Genomic DNA, 15,114 nt, shown 5'->3' with positions numbered 1-15,114 from the left:
CCTACTTGATCCGATTCGCCCGGATGTAGTCCAGCACCAGCTCGTAGTCTTTGTTCGTGTCGCTGAAGGTCGCGTAGTTCTTCGCCGTGGAGAACCAATCCAGCGTCGTCGCCTTACGTTCTTGAAACACCGCCTTCAAGTCTCCGTCCGTAATCGGCTGAATGCTGCCACTCTCCAGAGAGCGTTCCAGCGCTTTCTCAACCGCATCTCGCACGATTTGCTCCAGATCGGCCCCGGAAAAATGCGTGGCTCCTTCCGCCCACTTCTTCAGGTTCAGCTTCTCTTGCGGTTTGCCCGCCAGCTTCAACTCCAGGATGCGCTCCCGTTCAGCGGGCTCGGGAGGCGAAACGAACAGCAGGTGATTGAATCGCCCGGGGCGTCGGAGCGCCGAGTCCAGGTACCAAGGCGTGTTCGTCGCTCCTACGACGAGCACCTCTTGGTTGTAGGAGGATAGGCCGTCCAACTCCGTGAGCAGCTGGTTCACCAGCATCCGGTCGTGATGCTGGCGCATCTGATGGCGGCTGCCGCCGAGAGCATCCAGCTCGTCGATGAAGATGACGCACGGCTTTTCGGCGCGGGCTTTTTCGAAGACGTCGTGGAGGTTGTTTTCGCTTCCACCCACGTACATGTTGAGAATCGCCTGCAGCTCGATATGCAGAAAGTTCGCCCCGATCTCGCCCGCGATCGCTCTTGCCAGGAAGGTTTTCCCGCAGCCCGGAGGACCGTAGAGGAGCAGGCTCCCACCTGCCGTTTTGCCGAATGCCTGGAACATCTCGGGCTGCTGGAGGGGAAGAATGAAGTTCATGCGGATCTTTTTCTTAAGCGCGTCCATCCCCCCGACATCGGCGAAGGTGATCTTCGGCTGTTCGGTTTCGACCAGATCGCCTTTTTCGCGGTTGAAGGAAATCACCTTCAGGTTGCGCCTGCGTTCGTTCTTCTCATTCGGATCGTCAGTCGGGGTAAAGCCGTTGTTGTTGTTGTCGTTGTCGTCGGACATCCTCTTTCTTCCTCCTATCTACAAAAAGCGGCTCCGGAATTACCGCATCCTGCCTTAACGAAAGCTTGGCAAGCTTCGATTATCCGACTGCCTGTCATTTCTCGACTCTCTGTCTCGCAATATCTACCCTATTCTACCAAAAATCGCCCTATTCTCGGAAGACAACTCCGTCGATAACTTTCCTATAAACCCGGTTCGCATAGTCGCAAGATCGGATAGCTTCTTGTATGATCGTTCATAGCCGCGCTATTTTCGTTCCGCTGGTTGGCGCGATCATCCTTCTCGTCTTCCTGCTGCAGGATAGTCAGCCTGACAATACATATGGCCCGAACCCGAAGACCTTTGCTTAACGAAAAGGGCTGTCTCTAAAGGTGTTCATCAAGCTCAAAAAAGGACCTCGACTTCCGCTTACTCGTGGAAGTCGAGGTCTTTTTCATACGTCCATGTTCTGCCGTAGTCGGTGCTGATCAAGTAGATCGTTCCCCGAATATCGTCTGCTCCATCCTTGCTGAGCAAAATCGGGAAGCGCCCTTTCGCCCCTTCAAAGACTGGGGAGAGCGGCGTCTTTTTGTATGCCTCGTATTTTGCCGGAAGAGGAAGAGACAGCTTCTCCCACGATTGTCCCTTATTCTCGGTCCAATAGACGACGGGCCCATTGTCCATGTAATAGCGGAAGCCTAGAAAGCCGATGTCCTTGTTCGAAAAACCCGCCCCGGTCAAGTGCTCCGAGTAGAGCTCGTTTGGATTGCCAAGCTCCGTCCAGCTTTTGCCTCCATCCGAGGTCTGATACACCCGGTTCAACGCCCGGCCCACTCCTGCGGAGCCTCCGGCGACAATCCATCCGTCGTTACGCGTCGTGAAGCCAATGAACTTCGTGTCATACCCCATTGCCTTATCCAGGGAATACGTGTTCCATGTCTTCCCTCTATCGTCGCTGATGAGGACGTGCAGCGGGAATGTCCCGTTTGCAAATCCATACACGATGGCGGTCTTATCCTCGGAGATAAAAAATCCAGTGTCTGCTTCGCTCATTCCTGCGGTCGAGCCGGTCGGGTCTAGAGTCAGAGGAGCCTCGGTCTTCATGGTCCCGTTGCGGTAGTGGATCGTGACGCGGCCTTCCTTGTCTACGGAATAGGAGTTTCCGGCGTCATAGGCAACGATTCGCTCCGCACCGGAGCTGTAGGAATAGACGGTGCCTTGGTGAAATACGGAGTCCGAACCGTCTTTTGCATGAGCAGTAACAAGGAAGATCGCCGCCGCGCCTGCCATGAGAAGAACGGCACCCAGCATGAGAGCAGCCTTTTGCTTTCGTTTTCGCTTTGATCGGTTCCTGCCGCTCGGTTTCGGCTTCATCGGCTTCATCATGAATCCCTCCCTATGAAAAAGACGATTCCCCCTCAGCAATGGGTTCAACTCCGATACTCCGTTTGCTTAAAAAATTGCAGCTCCTACCTCCTTCCCATCCCTAATGACGCCGCTTCCTTCGTATTCATCGGATTGGAGTTGACCGTGTGCTAGAGAGAAAGAAAGGGATGCCCGAAAATACGACTAAGCGAAAAAAGACTGCTCGGCGCGAACGTTCGTGCTCTTGCCGATGCAGTCTCCTTCATATGGAATGGACCACCGAGAGCTTTCAGTCGTTGGCCCAATCGGAATCTTGTTCTCCGCTGACCGCGAGTCCTTCGGAAGAGGACAGGTCCGCAGACAAGCTGCCCTTGGCGGTTTGACCGACCAGCTTGATCCGCCCGGTTCCGGCCGGAATCTTGAGCTGAAGCTCGCCATCCGAATCCCCTTCGGCGAGCACCTGAGTCGTACCGTCCGGCGAGAGGTAGACCAGCTTGCCTTGTCCCTTGGCCGTTATCAGCTTCCAGGAGATCGTCAACGTTCCCTCTTCCGTCGAAGGGTTATCGACCGACCATAAGGTAATCATACCGCTGAAGCCCTTGTAGGACATGTCGCCGCCGTCGGAATCCACATTGCCCTGCTTGTCGGTGAACGTATAGCTGTCGCCTTCTTCCGCAATCTTGGCGGAATCGTTGTAGATTGACGTTTTGGCACTTGCGGGCTTGCTGCTGCAGCCTCCGATGAGCAAGCACAAAGCAAGGACTCCCAGAATGAACCCGATCGATCGCGTCGATCTTCTCCCCATACCCGACCCCACCCTGTTTTCGAATGAATTCTCTTCTGAATTCTACCAGATATTTACTCCCGTTATCTACGTGAAAATATACACATGGTTTCGCCTCCGCTCAATTTTGCAGCGGAGGCGGTTTCCTTGCGCGTCTCAAGCGAAAGCCTTGCTCTAACATCGCAATCACCCAGGAGCGTTATAGCGGACTAACCCGTTTCAGCGCTTCCCCGTATCCGGTTTCCGCTCATCGATCCGCCTTTTATCGGCGCTTGCTCCGAGCCTTTCTTCGGCCGGCTCTTTCGTTTGCTCTCTCGCTTGCTCTTTCGTCAGCTCTTCCGCCATCTCGATGGAGTATCCAGCTCTGCTCGCCCAGGCCAGAGTCGCGGGCTCCCGTCCCGCCGCCGAGCTGGGAGTAAGAACCGGATGGCCATCTGCCGTCCCCTTGGTTCGGCGCGCTTGGCCGAGAGCATACCCGCCGCCAAAGAGCAGGACGAGCAGAATCCCGGCGGCAAGCCCGCTCCCTTGACCCGGAATGAGCGGCATGCTCAGCATGATGGCCACGAGGCTCACGGAGGCAATCCAGGATGTGTATGGGAAGCCCCGCAGGCCGTACTTGCCCGCCAGGGGATGACCATTGCGCCGGCGCAGCCGATAGTGACTGAGAAGAATTAAGGTGTATGCAAACAAAAGGGTAAACCCGCCGGAGCTGACGAGAAACAAATAGACATTCTGCGGCAAAAGAACACCCAACCCGAGCGCGGCCAGCATCGCCGCACCGGAGACGAGAATGCCTCGGCGCGGAACAGCCATTTTGTCGTGCATCCATTCCGGCGCATGACCCTCGTCGCCAAGAGAGCGAAGCATGCGTCCGAGTCCGAAAACCGATGCGAGCATGGTCGAGAGGATCGCCGTTACCAGCACCAGATTCATAACTGTGCCTGCCCAACCGAAGCCATGCAGCGACAAGGCGGTGACAAACGGACTGACTGCCTCCGAGACGCGGGAGGTCGGAACCAGCAGGAAGAGCGAGATCATCGCCCCGATGTACAGGCCGACGAGCAGGAGAATCGTCCGATTGATCGCCTGCGGGATGGTGCGCTGCGGGTTCTTTGCGTCCGCAGCGGCGAGCCCTAGAACTTCAAAGCCCGCATAGGTGAACATGACCATGAGCATACTGCCGGCTATACCGCGAAGGCCGCCGATAAACCAGGTCCCTCGAGACAACTCGCGCAAGCCCTCTGTCAAAGGAGAAGCGGTCAAGGTTGTACGACCCGTCCCTCCCAGGAAGAGACCGGCGACCAGAAGGACCGCCAGCAAAATAAACGCGGCGATGGCGACCAGCTTGATTGCAGCGAGCCCGCTTTCCAGCTTGCCGAGCCGCTTGGCTCCAAGCAGGTTGAGCAGGGTTACGGCGATGATGATCACCGCGCCGATCAGCGGGATCGGCACATTCGGCAGCCAGCCCCGAAGCAGCGTGGAGGCGGCGATCGCTTCGCTGGACATGGCGAGCACGAGGCCGGTCCAATACACCCAGCCGACTGTGAATCCAGCCCCCGCTCCGAAGGCTTCCTCCGCGTAGGTGCGGAATGAGCCTGCGGCTGGCTTTGCCACCGTCAATTCCGATAAGGCCGACAAGATCCAATAGACCAGCAGTCCGCCGATCACATAGGCGATCAGCACGGAAGGTCCCGCCGCCCGGATCGCCACCGCCGATCCAAGAAAGAACGAACCGCCCACCACCGTGCCGAGCGCCATCATCGCAAGCTGCCAGGCCGACAAGCCTTGCTCCTTATCCTTTTGAGCTTCATTCATCGCCTATTCCACCCCGAGCTTTTTTTGTCAGTATTTGCACGGGGAGGAGAAAGTACTCAAGGTTGTGAGGGTACGAAGCGCAGGCGAATCGGCCGTCAACGAAATCGACGAAAGAACACCGATCCAAAGTAACCCTTGGAGCAGCCTCAGCAATCAAATCCAAAGGGGTCACATGGGAAGAACTGCGCGTGGGACTGGAAGCGGTGCGGACCTGGAGACGGATAAGAACAGCGCTGAATTATGCCTTAGCGAGCTTCATCAACAAATTTTCGCTCGATTCAAGTCTAGAGGAAGCTGCTGCTAATTAACCCAAAAAGGCACCCTTTCCATCTAATGGAAATGGGCGCCGCTATTGGACTTGCTATGGGGTGAAAATCGGCGATTGATCACCATTAGCTGCGTGGATCTCCGTATAAATTGCTTCTCACACTCGAATGTCGAAGCTCCCGTCCGCTTGCACACCGCTAGAACCCTTCGACTTGCCGCCGCCAATCGTTCCGCCTCCGGCTGGACTTCCGCTCGGAGTGGACCCACCCGCGGGACCTCCGCTCGGAGCGGGTCCGCCGCCTGTCCCTTGCGAAGCGCCCGTGCCCGCGCTTGCTTTCTTCTGTGAGAATTGCACATCAAGCTGCTGAATCTGCTGCTGAATAGCCTTGACCTTCTGTTCCTTGGTCTTCGCATCGTCGCTGCTTGCATTTTCTTTCCGAATTTCGGCCTGCAGCTTCGCTTTTTCCTTTTCCAGATCGGCAGTTCCGCTGGTTGAGCCTGAGGAATACGAGCTGGATAAGCTTCCGATTGACGAGATGTTCATGGGACTCCTCCTTCATCTAGACGATCACCGTCTCCACTCCCACTCTAGCAAATCGGCTTGCTCTCCACCTTAATCCCAGCTTAAACCAAGATAAAAACAAAACGCAGCGCTCCTCACTCCATTCCATCCGCACCTATCCTGCTCTAAGCTCGCTGGCGAGCCACCTCATACAGCAGAATAGAAGCGGCGCTCGCCACATTCAGAGAGGACGCCGAGCCTACCATGGGGATTTTCACCAACGTGTCGCACAGCTCCTTGAACTTGAAGCACAGCCCATCGGCCTCATTTCCGATTAAGAGTACCGTCGGCCGGCAAAGATCGGCTTCGCTCAAGTTCCGACTGCCTTTGGCGCTCGTACCGACTACCTGCAGATCAGGCAGCATCACCCGCAAAGCTCTCACCCATTCCCCAACCTCTTGCGGAGAGTCCATACGAATGGAGGGCATGCTAAAAAATGACCCCATCGAAGCCCGAATCGTCTCCGGATCGTACAAGTCCACCGCGTGTCCGGTCATGATGAGCCCGTTCGCTCCGAGCGCATCGCAGCTCCGAATGATCGTGCCGAGATTCCCTCGATTGGAAGGGCGGTCGAAGACGACGGCTAAGAGCGGTCCCTTCTTAGAGAAACGGGATGCGTCATCCGGAGGAATCGTCACGATGGCGATTAACTCGGAGGTCTCCTCCTTGTCGCTCAGCTTGTCCATGAGGTCTCCATACAGCTCGTAATGGAAGTTAGCCTTGGAGGCGGCGAGAATGTCGCTCCCCCAGCGTGACAGCTTCTTTTCCTTGGCGTAGAGAAAAGCTTGGATGGTCCATCCGCCCCGAACCGCCTCATGGATGTTGCGGACCCCTTCGACGAAAAACTCCTGGTATTTGTGCCGCTTGTTGCGGTTGCGCTTCAGAACCTCAAATTTCTGATAATCGTTGTTTTCGGTATAAACGGGAATGATCTTTGGCATAAGCTTCTCCATTTTCTGTAGATTCCTGCAAAGGATAAGGCTCGATTCAAAGCTGTTAGCGTTTTCAAAAATACGAGGGTTCGATGAATCCATTCGTCCAGTTCACTCAACCATTTTATCCCTATTGAATGCAACAGGAAGTGATGTTTCTCTCCATCCATAGGCTCAGGCTATAGCCGATATAGCAAAACGATCTTGGACATCTACCCGGCGCGCCCTTATAGTGAGAAGAAATTCATCCGACCGGAGGAACAACCGCCGTGCTTCAAACCGTCCTCGCCACCCTGCTTCACGTGATTGTGCCGCTGATGATTCCCGTCACCGCCGGAGCTTTGCTTGCCCGCTTTCGCGGGCTCGATACGAAGCCGCTGCTCACGCTGTACCTATACGTCCTTAGCCCGGCAATCATCTTCGATACCTTGCAGAACGCCGAGATCTCTTCCACCGATGTGGCCGGCTCCATCGCCTTCGCTCTCGTCAACCTGGTCGTTCTGCGCTATCTGGCCCTCGGTCTCTCCAAGCTTCTCCGCGCCGATGCCGCAGGCGCCGCCGGGCTCACGCTCGTCAGCACGTTCACCAACAGCGTGAACTACGGGCTGCCGCTCGTACTGCTCGCCTTTGGCCAAGCCGGACTCGACAAGGCCTCCGTCTACGTCGTCACGCAGATGGTGATCGTGAACACGATCGGCATCTACTTTGCCGCCCGATCACAGTTCTCCGTGCGCGGCGCGGTCAAGTCGGTCTTCTCGCTGCCCGCTATCTACGCGTCGGTCCTCGCCCTCCTGCTGCGCGGCTTCTCCCTATCGCTTCCCGCCGACGTGGCCCGCGGCATCGCCATGATCGCCGACGCCTACTCGCCGGTCGTGCTGACGGTCCTCGGCGCGCAGATCGTGCGCATCGGCACGCCGGAGGCGCGCAGTGTTCCACCGCGCCTATTCTGGAGCGGCCTCGGCATGCGGCTCGTGCTGGCTCCGCTCGCCTCTCTCCTCGTCCTCGCTCTGCTCGGCATTCACGGCACCCTGTTCCAGGTGCTGTTCATCCTCGCGTCCATGCCCGTCGCCGTCAACTCCGTCGTCCTCGCCGAGCGCTTCGACGCCTTCCCGGCCTTCGTCTCCAAGTGCATCGTTTGGACGACGTTGGCTTCGTTTCTCCTGCTCCCGGTCCTGATCACGTTAGCGGGCTAACAGGCACCCCTTCAACTGCGTAAAACCTAACCTCCTACAACCAGCAATATTGCTTTCGATAGCCGGAGGGGGAGACGGACGTATGCTTTTTGAACATTCTCCAGAAATGAGTGGTGTTGTGGAAGCCGACCCGCTCCATGATTTCGGAAATCGGGAGCAGCGTATCTCTCAGCAGAGTCGCGGCCAACTGCACCCGGTATTTGATCAAATAATCGATGACGGACAGGTTGGTGTACTGATAGAATTGCGCGTTCAAGGTGGTCCGGTTAACGTGAAACTCTCGGGATAAATCGTTCAGTGTGATTTTGTCGGGATAGTTTGTATGCAAGTAGATGATAATTTCGTTCACGATATCCGGAATTCCCGTGTTTTCCTCTACAGTCAAGCTCCCTGCTTGGTCGGCAACTCTTGAGATGAGAACAAGCGCCTCCAGCAGCAGGGAACGGGAGCGGCAGGGCCAATTGTAGCCTTTTTGCTTCTCAAGAACATCGGATATTTCCGTGAAGGTTTGAGCAAGGTGTCGGGCGCTGGCGGCATCTGTCGGGATGATGAACGGGTACTTGGCGTTTCTAGTAACGAATGGAAAAAGAAGATACAGATCCTGCTCCTCCGTGTTGGAGAATTCGGATTCTTGAGACCGGACATTATGAAAATTGAATTTGCTGTTCACCACTAACGGGTCAAAATGAACCGATTTCATCGTGATCCCGGAAGGGGCTATCAAGCTGGGGTATTCGGTCTCGTTGATGCACAGGATCACCGGTGCCGTCAAAGGCGTATCCACACCTTCAAAGGACAAGATGCCGGAGCCTTTTTCGATCACGACGATGCTCCACCCGGAACAATCCGGGAGACTCTCCAAATAAGAATCCTCATCCGTACAAGATAAAGGCAGCCGATAACCGCTATGTACTCCTCTGCCGATGGTAACAAACTCCACTGAGCTCACCTCGGTTTGTTAGGCTGAACAAGCTTTCTTGATCATCAATGATCATTATACAATTTTTTCCTAGTGCGTGTTAGCAAACCCGGTCATCGGCTTACCCGATTGGCAGACGCGCTTCGATATAACGGCAGTCTTTCGGATGGATGAACATGAACCGCTTTGAAGCCATCAGGAGATCGTTGCAGAAAAGCAAACAAGTCTTGCAGATAAACCATTCTCGTCGCAAGCTTCTCCCCTTATGATGAACTCGTAGCAAACTATAAATCATAAGGAGAGGCTTAAGCTATGAAGTTCCGTATAAATACCAAAAGAATGGGGTTATGGCTTTCGGTTGTTTTGTGTGCCGCTATGCTGGGCGCTTGTTCGAAACAGGAGGAGGGCAGCAGCGCAGCAACGGAGAAGCCGACTGCCGCCAGCGTCCAGCCATCAGCCGACACCAGCAAGGCCAGCGTGAAACCTACGGCGGACAGCACGCCAAGCCCAGCGGCAAGCGCAGCACCGACTGCTGTTCCTACGATTCCTGCCAAGCCGGTCAAGGATGGCCCGTTAACCATCCAATATGTCGGGAACTCCTGTTTTTTCATGACATTTCCGGATGGCACCACCATCATCACCGATCCCTACCCCCACACCTATGATCAGCAATTTGGACCGGCTCCTGAAATGGATGTCGATGCGATGTCCATCTCCCACTCACATGCCGATCATTCGCCTGGCGCAAAACAATTTAAAGGGAATCCGCTGAGACTCCTTCCCGCTCTGATGAAGGAGCCGATCCAAGTCGGCGGCGTCGAGGTTACCGGGTTCAACTCCAAGCATGTCGCCAATATGGGAGACAACGAAATCTTCATCTTCCGTTATGGCGATCTGAAAATCGTTCACATGGGAGAAACGGATAAGATCGAGTCGCCGGAGGCGCGCGCAGCCGTAAAAGACGCAGACGTTGTGCTCGCTTATGCAGGCGGATATGGCGCGGACACCATAAAAAACGCAGTGCGATTCAAGGAATTATATGAGATGGGGGTAAAGGTCTTGATTCCCCAGCATTTCAGCAATAACCCGGATATGATCTTCTATGGCGGTCCCACCATCGATCAGGTTTTGGCGGATGTGCCGAAGGGCATTACCATAGTCAAACAGGATGAATTTGTCGTGACGAAAGAGATGAAGCAGCAGTTTGTCCAATTGACAAGCATGAAAATGGATTGAGGCCCCGCAAAAAAGGACGCTCTCCCGCCCAGCCCGGGAGTAGCGTCCCTTTTTTTGTCTTGATCTGTGGAAGCTCGGCTTACTCCTCCAGCTTCTTCAGCGGCCGGGTCGCCGGACCTTCGATAACTTCTCCGCGATAGTCGTAGCGGGAACCATGGCAGGGACAATCCCACGTGCGGTCGGCATCGTTCCACTCCACTTCGCAGCCCATGTGGGTACAGGTGGCATCCACGAGGTGCAGGCGGCCTTCGGGATCGCGATAAGCAGCTGTCTTTTTGCCGTCGATGCGCAAGAGAGCCCCCTCGTCCATACCGAGGTCGCGCGTCTTCTTGCTCAGCCATTCCAGCTTGCCGGCGATGAGATGCCCCGCGACATCCGCTCCTTCGACGAGAATCGTTTTGGCGTCGGGATTGAGCTGGAACCGGCTCGGGCTGTACAGCTCTTCATAGGGATTGCTTCTTCCCGTGAGCATATCTCGGAGCAGGAGGGCCGCCGCGGTTCCGGTTGTCATTCCCCATTTGCGGAAGCCGGTCGCCACATAGCCGTGGCTTTTCCCCGTACCTATCCGCCCGATATAAGGAAGCTTGTCCGTGGTGACGAAGTCGTTGCTGCTCCAGCGATATGGAAACTCTTCCGCTCCGAACCTTTCACGGGCCCACGCCTCCAGCGCTTCATAATGCTTGATGGTGCAGGAGCTCTGTCCCGTCTTATGCGACTCGCCGCCGATGAGCAGCAGCCGCTCTCCGCCATATTCCACGGACCGAACGGAACGCTTCGGTTCATCGGCGCTGATATACATGCCGGGCAGCAGCTCCCCCGGCACCCGAGCGGCGAGGACATAGGAGGTTTCGGCGTGAAGCCGAGCGAAATAGAAGCCGCTTTCGAAGACGGGAAAATGCGCGCAGGAGACGAGATCACGGCAGACGATCTCCACTCCGTCACGAATCTTGGCCCGGGTCGGCTCTCCTTCTTCCACCGTATCCACCATGGTATGCTCGAACACCCGTCCACCCAAGCGGACGAATTCCTTCACGAGGTGAACCAGATAGGGAACGGGATGAAACCTCGCTTGATCCTTCATCTCGATGGCGTTTTGGATAGAAACCGGCAGAGGCAGTTCCGCTACAACGGCTCCCGGAATGGCCAGTTTCTCGTAAGCCTCATACTCCTTGCGAATTTTCTCGGCACCCGAGGCGGTCGTCGCATAGACATAAGCAGCCTCACTCGCCCAATCGCAGGCGATGGCTTCCTGTTCCACCAAGCTGCGCATAAACTCCAACGCCCCCTGATTTGCCCGATAATGGAGCCCCGCTTTCTCGGTTCCGAACTGGCGAATGGAGTCGTCATAGATCAGATCGTGCTGGGCGGTCACTTTAGCGGTGGTGTATCCCGTCGTACCGCCGATCAGCCGTCCGGAGGTGGCCAAGACGACCGTTCTGCCTTCCTTGGCAAGCAGATAAGCGGTCGTAATGCCGGTAATTCCACCGCCGATGACCGCAATCTCCGTCTCGATGGTCTCCGTTAAGGCGGGGTATTCCGGAATGTCGGCGGAAGCTAGCCAATACGATTCGGGAAACGGCGACAAGCTCATCATTCATCCTCCTTGAAGAATTCCTTCGTAAACCAGTCTGCCTGAAAAAAACCAAAAAATACCCGACTCCTATGAGATGCTTCGGAATGAGCAATCCAAACCGCCTTTCCCAATGAAAAAAAGCGCAGCCCGGGTTGGGCTTGCGCTTCTCTCGCTTATTCGTTTCTGTTCGGCATAGCGGAGGGCGGAGACTTCATTCCCTAAGCACCCCGCTTGAGTCCTCTTTTCAGTCCGCTAGGCGAAGAGAATGTTCCGATTCTGGTTCTGTCCGTCCCAGTCCATTCAGTCTCTCATTCACCGCTCCGTATCTCGCCCTTCACCATTCCCCGGAGGCGATCCACAAACGGGATATCTGCGGGAGCGAATCGATACTCGCCAAGCTCCGACACGTCCACCCAGCGGTAATCGTCATGATCTGTTAATTGAATTTCACCCCGTACATAATGAGCCTCATAAACGATCAGCCGAACGGAAAACGTCTCGTAATCATGCTCATGAACGCCATAAGGAGCAAACGGCTCGATCTCGATGCCCATCTCTTCCATCAGCTCCCGCTTCAAACACCGGACAGCCGATTCTCCCGGCTCCAGCTTTCCCCCTGGGAACTCCCATTGGCCTGCTTGTATCTTCTCCGGTCCGCGCCGAGCAATCAGAAGCTGTCCTTTGTCATTGCGAATAATCGCTGCTGCGACTTCGATCAAGACTACCGCCCCCTTCTGTCTTCCCGTTCGATCTCCAATTCATATCCACATGAGTAGGGCTGACCGCGTCCTGGACAGGCTCTTCCTCAGCTTTGCCAATGTTCGGGGCGATTCAACCAAGCGGGCAGCTTCGTCGCTGCATCCCCGACAGCCGCATTCACCTGGGCTTGGGTCAGATAAAGGCAATCTGCCAAATCCGCCCCGCACAGATTGGCATCGCGAAAATCCGCGCCGAGCACGTCGGTTCCGCGCAGATCCGCGCCACGAAGATCGGCAGCGATGAGCAGCGCTCCTCTCAGCTCGGCTCCCCGCAGATCGGCGCCCGCTAGCCGAGCGCCAATCAGGTCGCTTCCTCTGCGGCTCGCAGCGGCGGACCTTGAGCCGGAGGAACGCTCCTGCGGAGCAGCCGCTGCCCGGACAAGAGCGCTCGCTTGCAGGAGCTGTTCCTTCACGATGGCTCGATGGCTCGGAACGTCGAGCAGAGCAAGGGCTTCGGCGCTCAGCCGCGTCAATGCCTCCGTCGTCTCCCGCGCATGACGAAGGCCGTCGCGAATCGGCAAGGTTTCTTCCCGCTGCTCGGCTTCCCACAGGTAAGCGAGCATCTCGTAAAGCTGCTGCATGATCGGGAATACCCGGAACATCTCCGCCGCAAGCTCTGGATGCGCTCTCCAATCCTTGCCCGCATAGGTGATCTCCGAAACCTGCTGCCCCGCACCGAAGCACTCGTATCCGACGCAGCCCCGGAAGCCGCTCACTCTCAAATCGGCGTGAATCCGGCAGCGGCTGTCAGGTCGCAGATGGGAGCAAGGCGTTCCCGCTTCCTTGGTGAAGGCGAAGTCAGCCGATTTCGTATAGGAGAGAGCCACGCAGCAGAGGCCGAAGCAGCGCTCGCATTCCGAGCGATAAGGATGCGCGCTGCCCTCAGCCGGGGATTCCATTTCCTTCATCGTCACCACGTCCTGAATTCGAATGGGTTGTCTATCGTCGATCTACAGATACCGCGCTAATCGATCAGCTTGTGCGCATACCACTTCGTGCCGCGGTATCTCCACAGGAAGATCGCTCCGCGGACACCCCACTCGCAGTTCATCGCGAGCCAGACACCGAGAATGCCGAAGCCGAACACGATTCCGAGCAGATAACCGAGCACCACCCGGAACAGCCACATGCTGAGCATGGATGTGATCGAAGTGAACTTCGAATCGCCCGCCGCCCGAAGCGCCGAAGGGGTAATGAAGCTGATCGGCCACAAAAAGATGGCAGCGATCGTATTCACCAGAACGATGAGAAAGATGTCGCCGACAATTTCAGGCGGCGGCCCGAACAAGCTGACAAGCGGATGGAAGAACGGCATGAGAACCACCCCCGTGATCAAGAGAGACGCGGAGCCGAGCCACAGAAAAGACTTGATGAATTTGCGCGCGTCCGGCACATTTCCGCTTCCGATACATTGGCCGACCACAGTCACGATCGTAAGCGAGAGAGCGCCGGCCGGAATTTGAAAAAATCCCGCAAGCGAGGAGCTGATGGCGTTCGTAGCGATCGCATTCGTACCGAGGCCTACGATGAACGTCTGCGTGAGCAGCTTGCCCCCGTTGAAAAACATCTGCTCCGCCGCAAACGGCAGGCCGATGAACATGATCTTCTTGAGCATGGAGATTGGCAAATGTAGAAGATCCCGAAGCTGGACGCGCAGGCTGGCGTCGATTTTGAACAGATAGACGAGGGCGCAGACCGCTCCCGCATATCGGGAAATATTTGCGGCGAGAGTCATACCAAACACGCCCATATCCAGAAAAGTGATGAAAACGATGTTCAGGAGCACATACATCAAGTTCATGATGAGCGACAGCATGAGCGAGGACTTCGTTTTGCCGATTCCTCGGAGTGCTCCGCACACCGCTTCTACGATGCCGATTCCAGCATAAGAGGCGCAACTGCCGATCAGGTATACCCGGGCGTTGGTAAAGACATCCTGATCTGCTGAACCGAAGAGTACATTCAGAACCGGATTGTGAAATCCGGCGAACAGGAGCCCGACGAAAAGCGAAAGCAAGGTTACCGATGTGATCGTCCCCCCCGCCGCTTTCCCGACCATCTCTTGGTTACCGCTGCCCTTGTACTGAGCAACGACCACTGTTCCCCCGGTCGCCAACGCAACAAACACGTTGATAAGAAAGATGTTCAACGAATCCACCATGTTCACCGCGCTGACCGCCGCCATCCCGGACGAGCTGATCATGGCCGTATTGACCAGATTCAGCCCGACGATAAAAGCCTGATCAATCAGGATCGGTACGAATAGAGCGATGATCTGCCGATAATCCATCGACTCGCCGGTGAGGTTCTTTTGCAGGAAGCTTAGGCCCCGTTTGTATGCGTGCACGTTTCGCAAATCATCACATTCTTTTCTTATATAATGGATCGATCCGAGGTTCTACCGCTTCTGAAGGGTCCCCAAAACGAAAAAAAAGACTCTTCTACCGAAGAGCTCGTGATAAGAAATTCGGTAAAGGTCGGATCAGCGCAATCCGGATCGTACGCGCTCGTTTGAAAAGTCTGATATTTGAAGAGGATACCACCGGGACGGCGCTTCTGTCAATGAACGGTTCCCTGACAAAAGCCTCCCAACCCGAGATACCCTCTGCCCCTTTCCGCACTCGGTTCCATCCGGCAAGCCACCTCCTCGGTTCTCCCGGTTTCCTCGCCCCGGCAGGCGCCGTCCGGTTCACCCGTTTCCCTCCGCCTCGCCCGGCAGATATCTCCCGGTTCA

14 protein-coding genes are annotated in these 15,114 nt (G+C 56.0%); 3 read left to right on the top strand and 11 right to left on the bottom strand.

What is annotated here, in order from left to right; genetic code table 11:
• Nucleotide 1: 1 nt before the first annotated feature.
• Nucleotides 2-997 (bottom strand): ATP-binding protein, encoded by a 996-nt coding sequence (locus tag BN2684_RS05425; protein ID WP_058301161.1) that lies wholly within the window; start codon nucleotides 995-997, stop codon nucleotides 2-4.
• A 227-nt stretch (nucleotides 998-1,224) separates the two neighbouring features.
• Between BN2684_RS05425 and BN2684_RS25160 the strand changes: the two genes are divergently transcribed.
• Nucleotides 1,225-1,347, top strand: a complete 123-nt coding sequence (locus BN2684_RS25160; protein ID WP_262360869.1) for a DUF805 domain-containing protein — start codon at nucleotides 1,225-1,227, stop codon at nucleotides 1,345-1,347.
• Between the two features lie 58 nt (nucleotides 1,348-1,405).
• Here the strand turns inward: BN2684_RS25160 and BN2684_RS05420 are convergent, their stop codons facing one another.
• From BN2684_RS05420 to BN2684_RS05400, 5 genes are all read right to left on the bottom strand, one after another.
• Nucleotides 1,406-2,362 (bottom strand): WD40/YVTN/BNR-like repeat-containing protein, encoded by a 957-nt coding sequence (locus BN2684_RS05420; protein WP_108722163.1) that lies wholly within the window; start codon nucleotides 2,360-2,362, stop codon nucleotides 1,406-1,408.
• A 268-nt stretch (nucleotides 2,363-2,630) separates the two neighbouring features.
• Nucleotides 2,631-3,146, bottom strand: coding sequence for a hypothetical protein (locus BN2684_RS05415; RefSeq protein ID WP_058301159.1), 516 nt, complete (start codon nucleotides 3,144-3,146; stop codon nucleotides 2,631-2,633).
• A 198-nt stretch (nucleotides 3,147-3,344) separates the two neighbouring features.
• The gene (locus tag BN2684_RS05410) at nucleotides 3,345-4,940 is read right to left on the bottom strand and encodes an amino acid permease (protein WP_082651773.1); all 1,596 of its coding nucleotides are present in this window, start codon (nucleotides 4,938-4,940) and stop codon (nucleotides 3,345-3,347) included.
• A 424-nt stretch (nucleotides 4,941-5,364) separates the two neighbouring features.
• Nucleotides 5,365-5,751 (bottom strand): FlxA-like family protein, encoded by a 387-nt coding sequence (locus tag BN2684_RS05405; protein ID WP_058301158.1) that lies wholly within the window; start codon nucleotides 5,749-5,751, stop codon nucleotides 5,365-5,367.
• Between the two features lie 143 nt (nucleotides 5,752-5,894).
• On the bottom strand, nucleotides 5,895-6,710 hold the full coding sequence (locus tag BN2684_RS05400) for an RNA methyltransferase (RefSeq protein ID WP_058301576.1): 816 nt from the start codon (nucleotides 6,708-6,710) through the stop codon (nucleotides 5,895-5,897).
• Between the two features lie 260 nt (nucleotides 6,711-6,970).
• Here BN2684_RS05400 and BN2684_RS05395 point away from each other — a divergent pair, with 260 nt between their 5' ends.
• A complete protein-coding gene (locus tag BN2684_RS05395; RefSeq protein ID WP_058301157.1) occupies nucleotides 6,971-7,894 on the top strand; it encodes an AEC family transporter in 924 nt (307 codons plus the stop codon).
• A 34-nt stretch (nucleotides 7,895-7,928) separates the two neighbouring features.
• Here the strand turns inward: BN2684_RS05395 and BN2684_RS05390 are convergent, their stop codons facing one another.
• Nucleotides 7,929-8,834, bottom strand: a complete 906-nt coding sequence (locus BN2684_RS05390) for an AraC family transcriptional regulator (RefSeq protein ID WP_148449897.1) — start codon at nucleotides 8,832-8,834, stop codon at nucleotides 7,929-7,931.
• A gap of 291 nt (nucleotides 8,835-9,125) precedes the next feature.
• Here BN2684_RS05390 and BN2684_RS05385 point away from each other — a divergent pair, with 291 nt between their 5' ends.
• Nucleotides 9,126-10,049 carry an MBL fold metallo-hydrolase gene (locus tag BN2684_RS05385; protein WP_058301155.1) on the top strand — a complete coding sequence of 308 codons (924 nt, stop codon included), beginning with the start codon at nucleotides 9,126-9,128 and terminating at the stop codon, nucleotides 10,047-10,049.
• 79 nt (nucleotides 10,050-10,128) lie between these two features.
• Here the strand turns inward: BN2684_RS05385 and BN2684_RS05380 are convergent, their stop codons facing one another.
• The 4 genes from BN2684_RS05380 to BN2684_RS05365 all read right to left on the bottom strand — a co-directional run bounded on the left by BN2684_RS05380 (nucleotide 10,129) and on the right by BN2684_RS05365 (nucleotide 14,670).
• Nucleotides 10,129-11,640 (bottom strand): FAD-dependent oxidoreductase, encoded by a 1,512-nt coding sequence (locus BN2684_RS05380; RefSeq protein WP_058301154.1) that lies wholly within the window; start codon nucleotides 11,638-11,640, stop codon nucleotides 10,129-10,131.
• Nucleotides 11,641-11,930: 290 nt separating this feature from the next.
• On the bottom strand, nucleotides 11,931-12,341 hold the full coding sequence (gene mutT, locus BN2684_RS05375) for an 8-oxo-dGTP diphosphatase MutT (protein ID WP_058301153.1): 411 nt from the start codon (nucleotides 12,339-12,341) through the stop codon (nucleotides 11,931-11,933).
• Nucleotides 12,342-12,427: 86 nt separating this feature from the next.
• Nucleotides 12,428-13,288 (bottom strand): pentapeptide repeat-containing protein, encoded by an 861-nt coding sequence (locus BN2684_RS05370; protein WP_058301152.1) that lies wholly within the window; start codon nucleotides 13,286-13,288, stop codon nucleotides 12,428-12,430.
• 56 nt (nucleotides 13,289-13,344) lie between these two features.
• Entirely contained in the window at nucleotides 13,345-14,670 is a 1,326-nt protein-coding gene (locus tag BN2684_RS05365) for an MATE family efflux transporter (RefSeq protein ID WP_082651825.1), read from the bottom strand.
• Nucleotides 14,671-15,114 lie beyond the last annotated feature (444 nt).

The organism is Gorillibacterium timonense, assembly GCF_001457415.1.
GTDB lineage: Bacteria > Bacillota > Bacilli > Paenibacillales > NBRC-103111 > Gorillibacterium > Gorillibacterium timonense.
The sequence above is the reverse complement of the archived record's forward strand: the minus strand, read 5'-3'. Positions and strand labels throughout refer to the sequence as shown.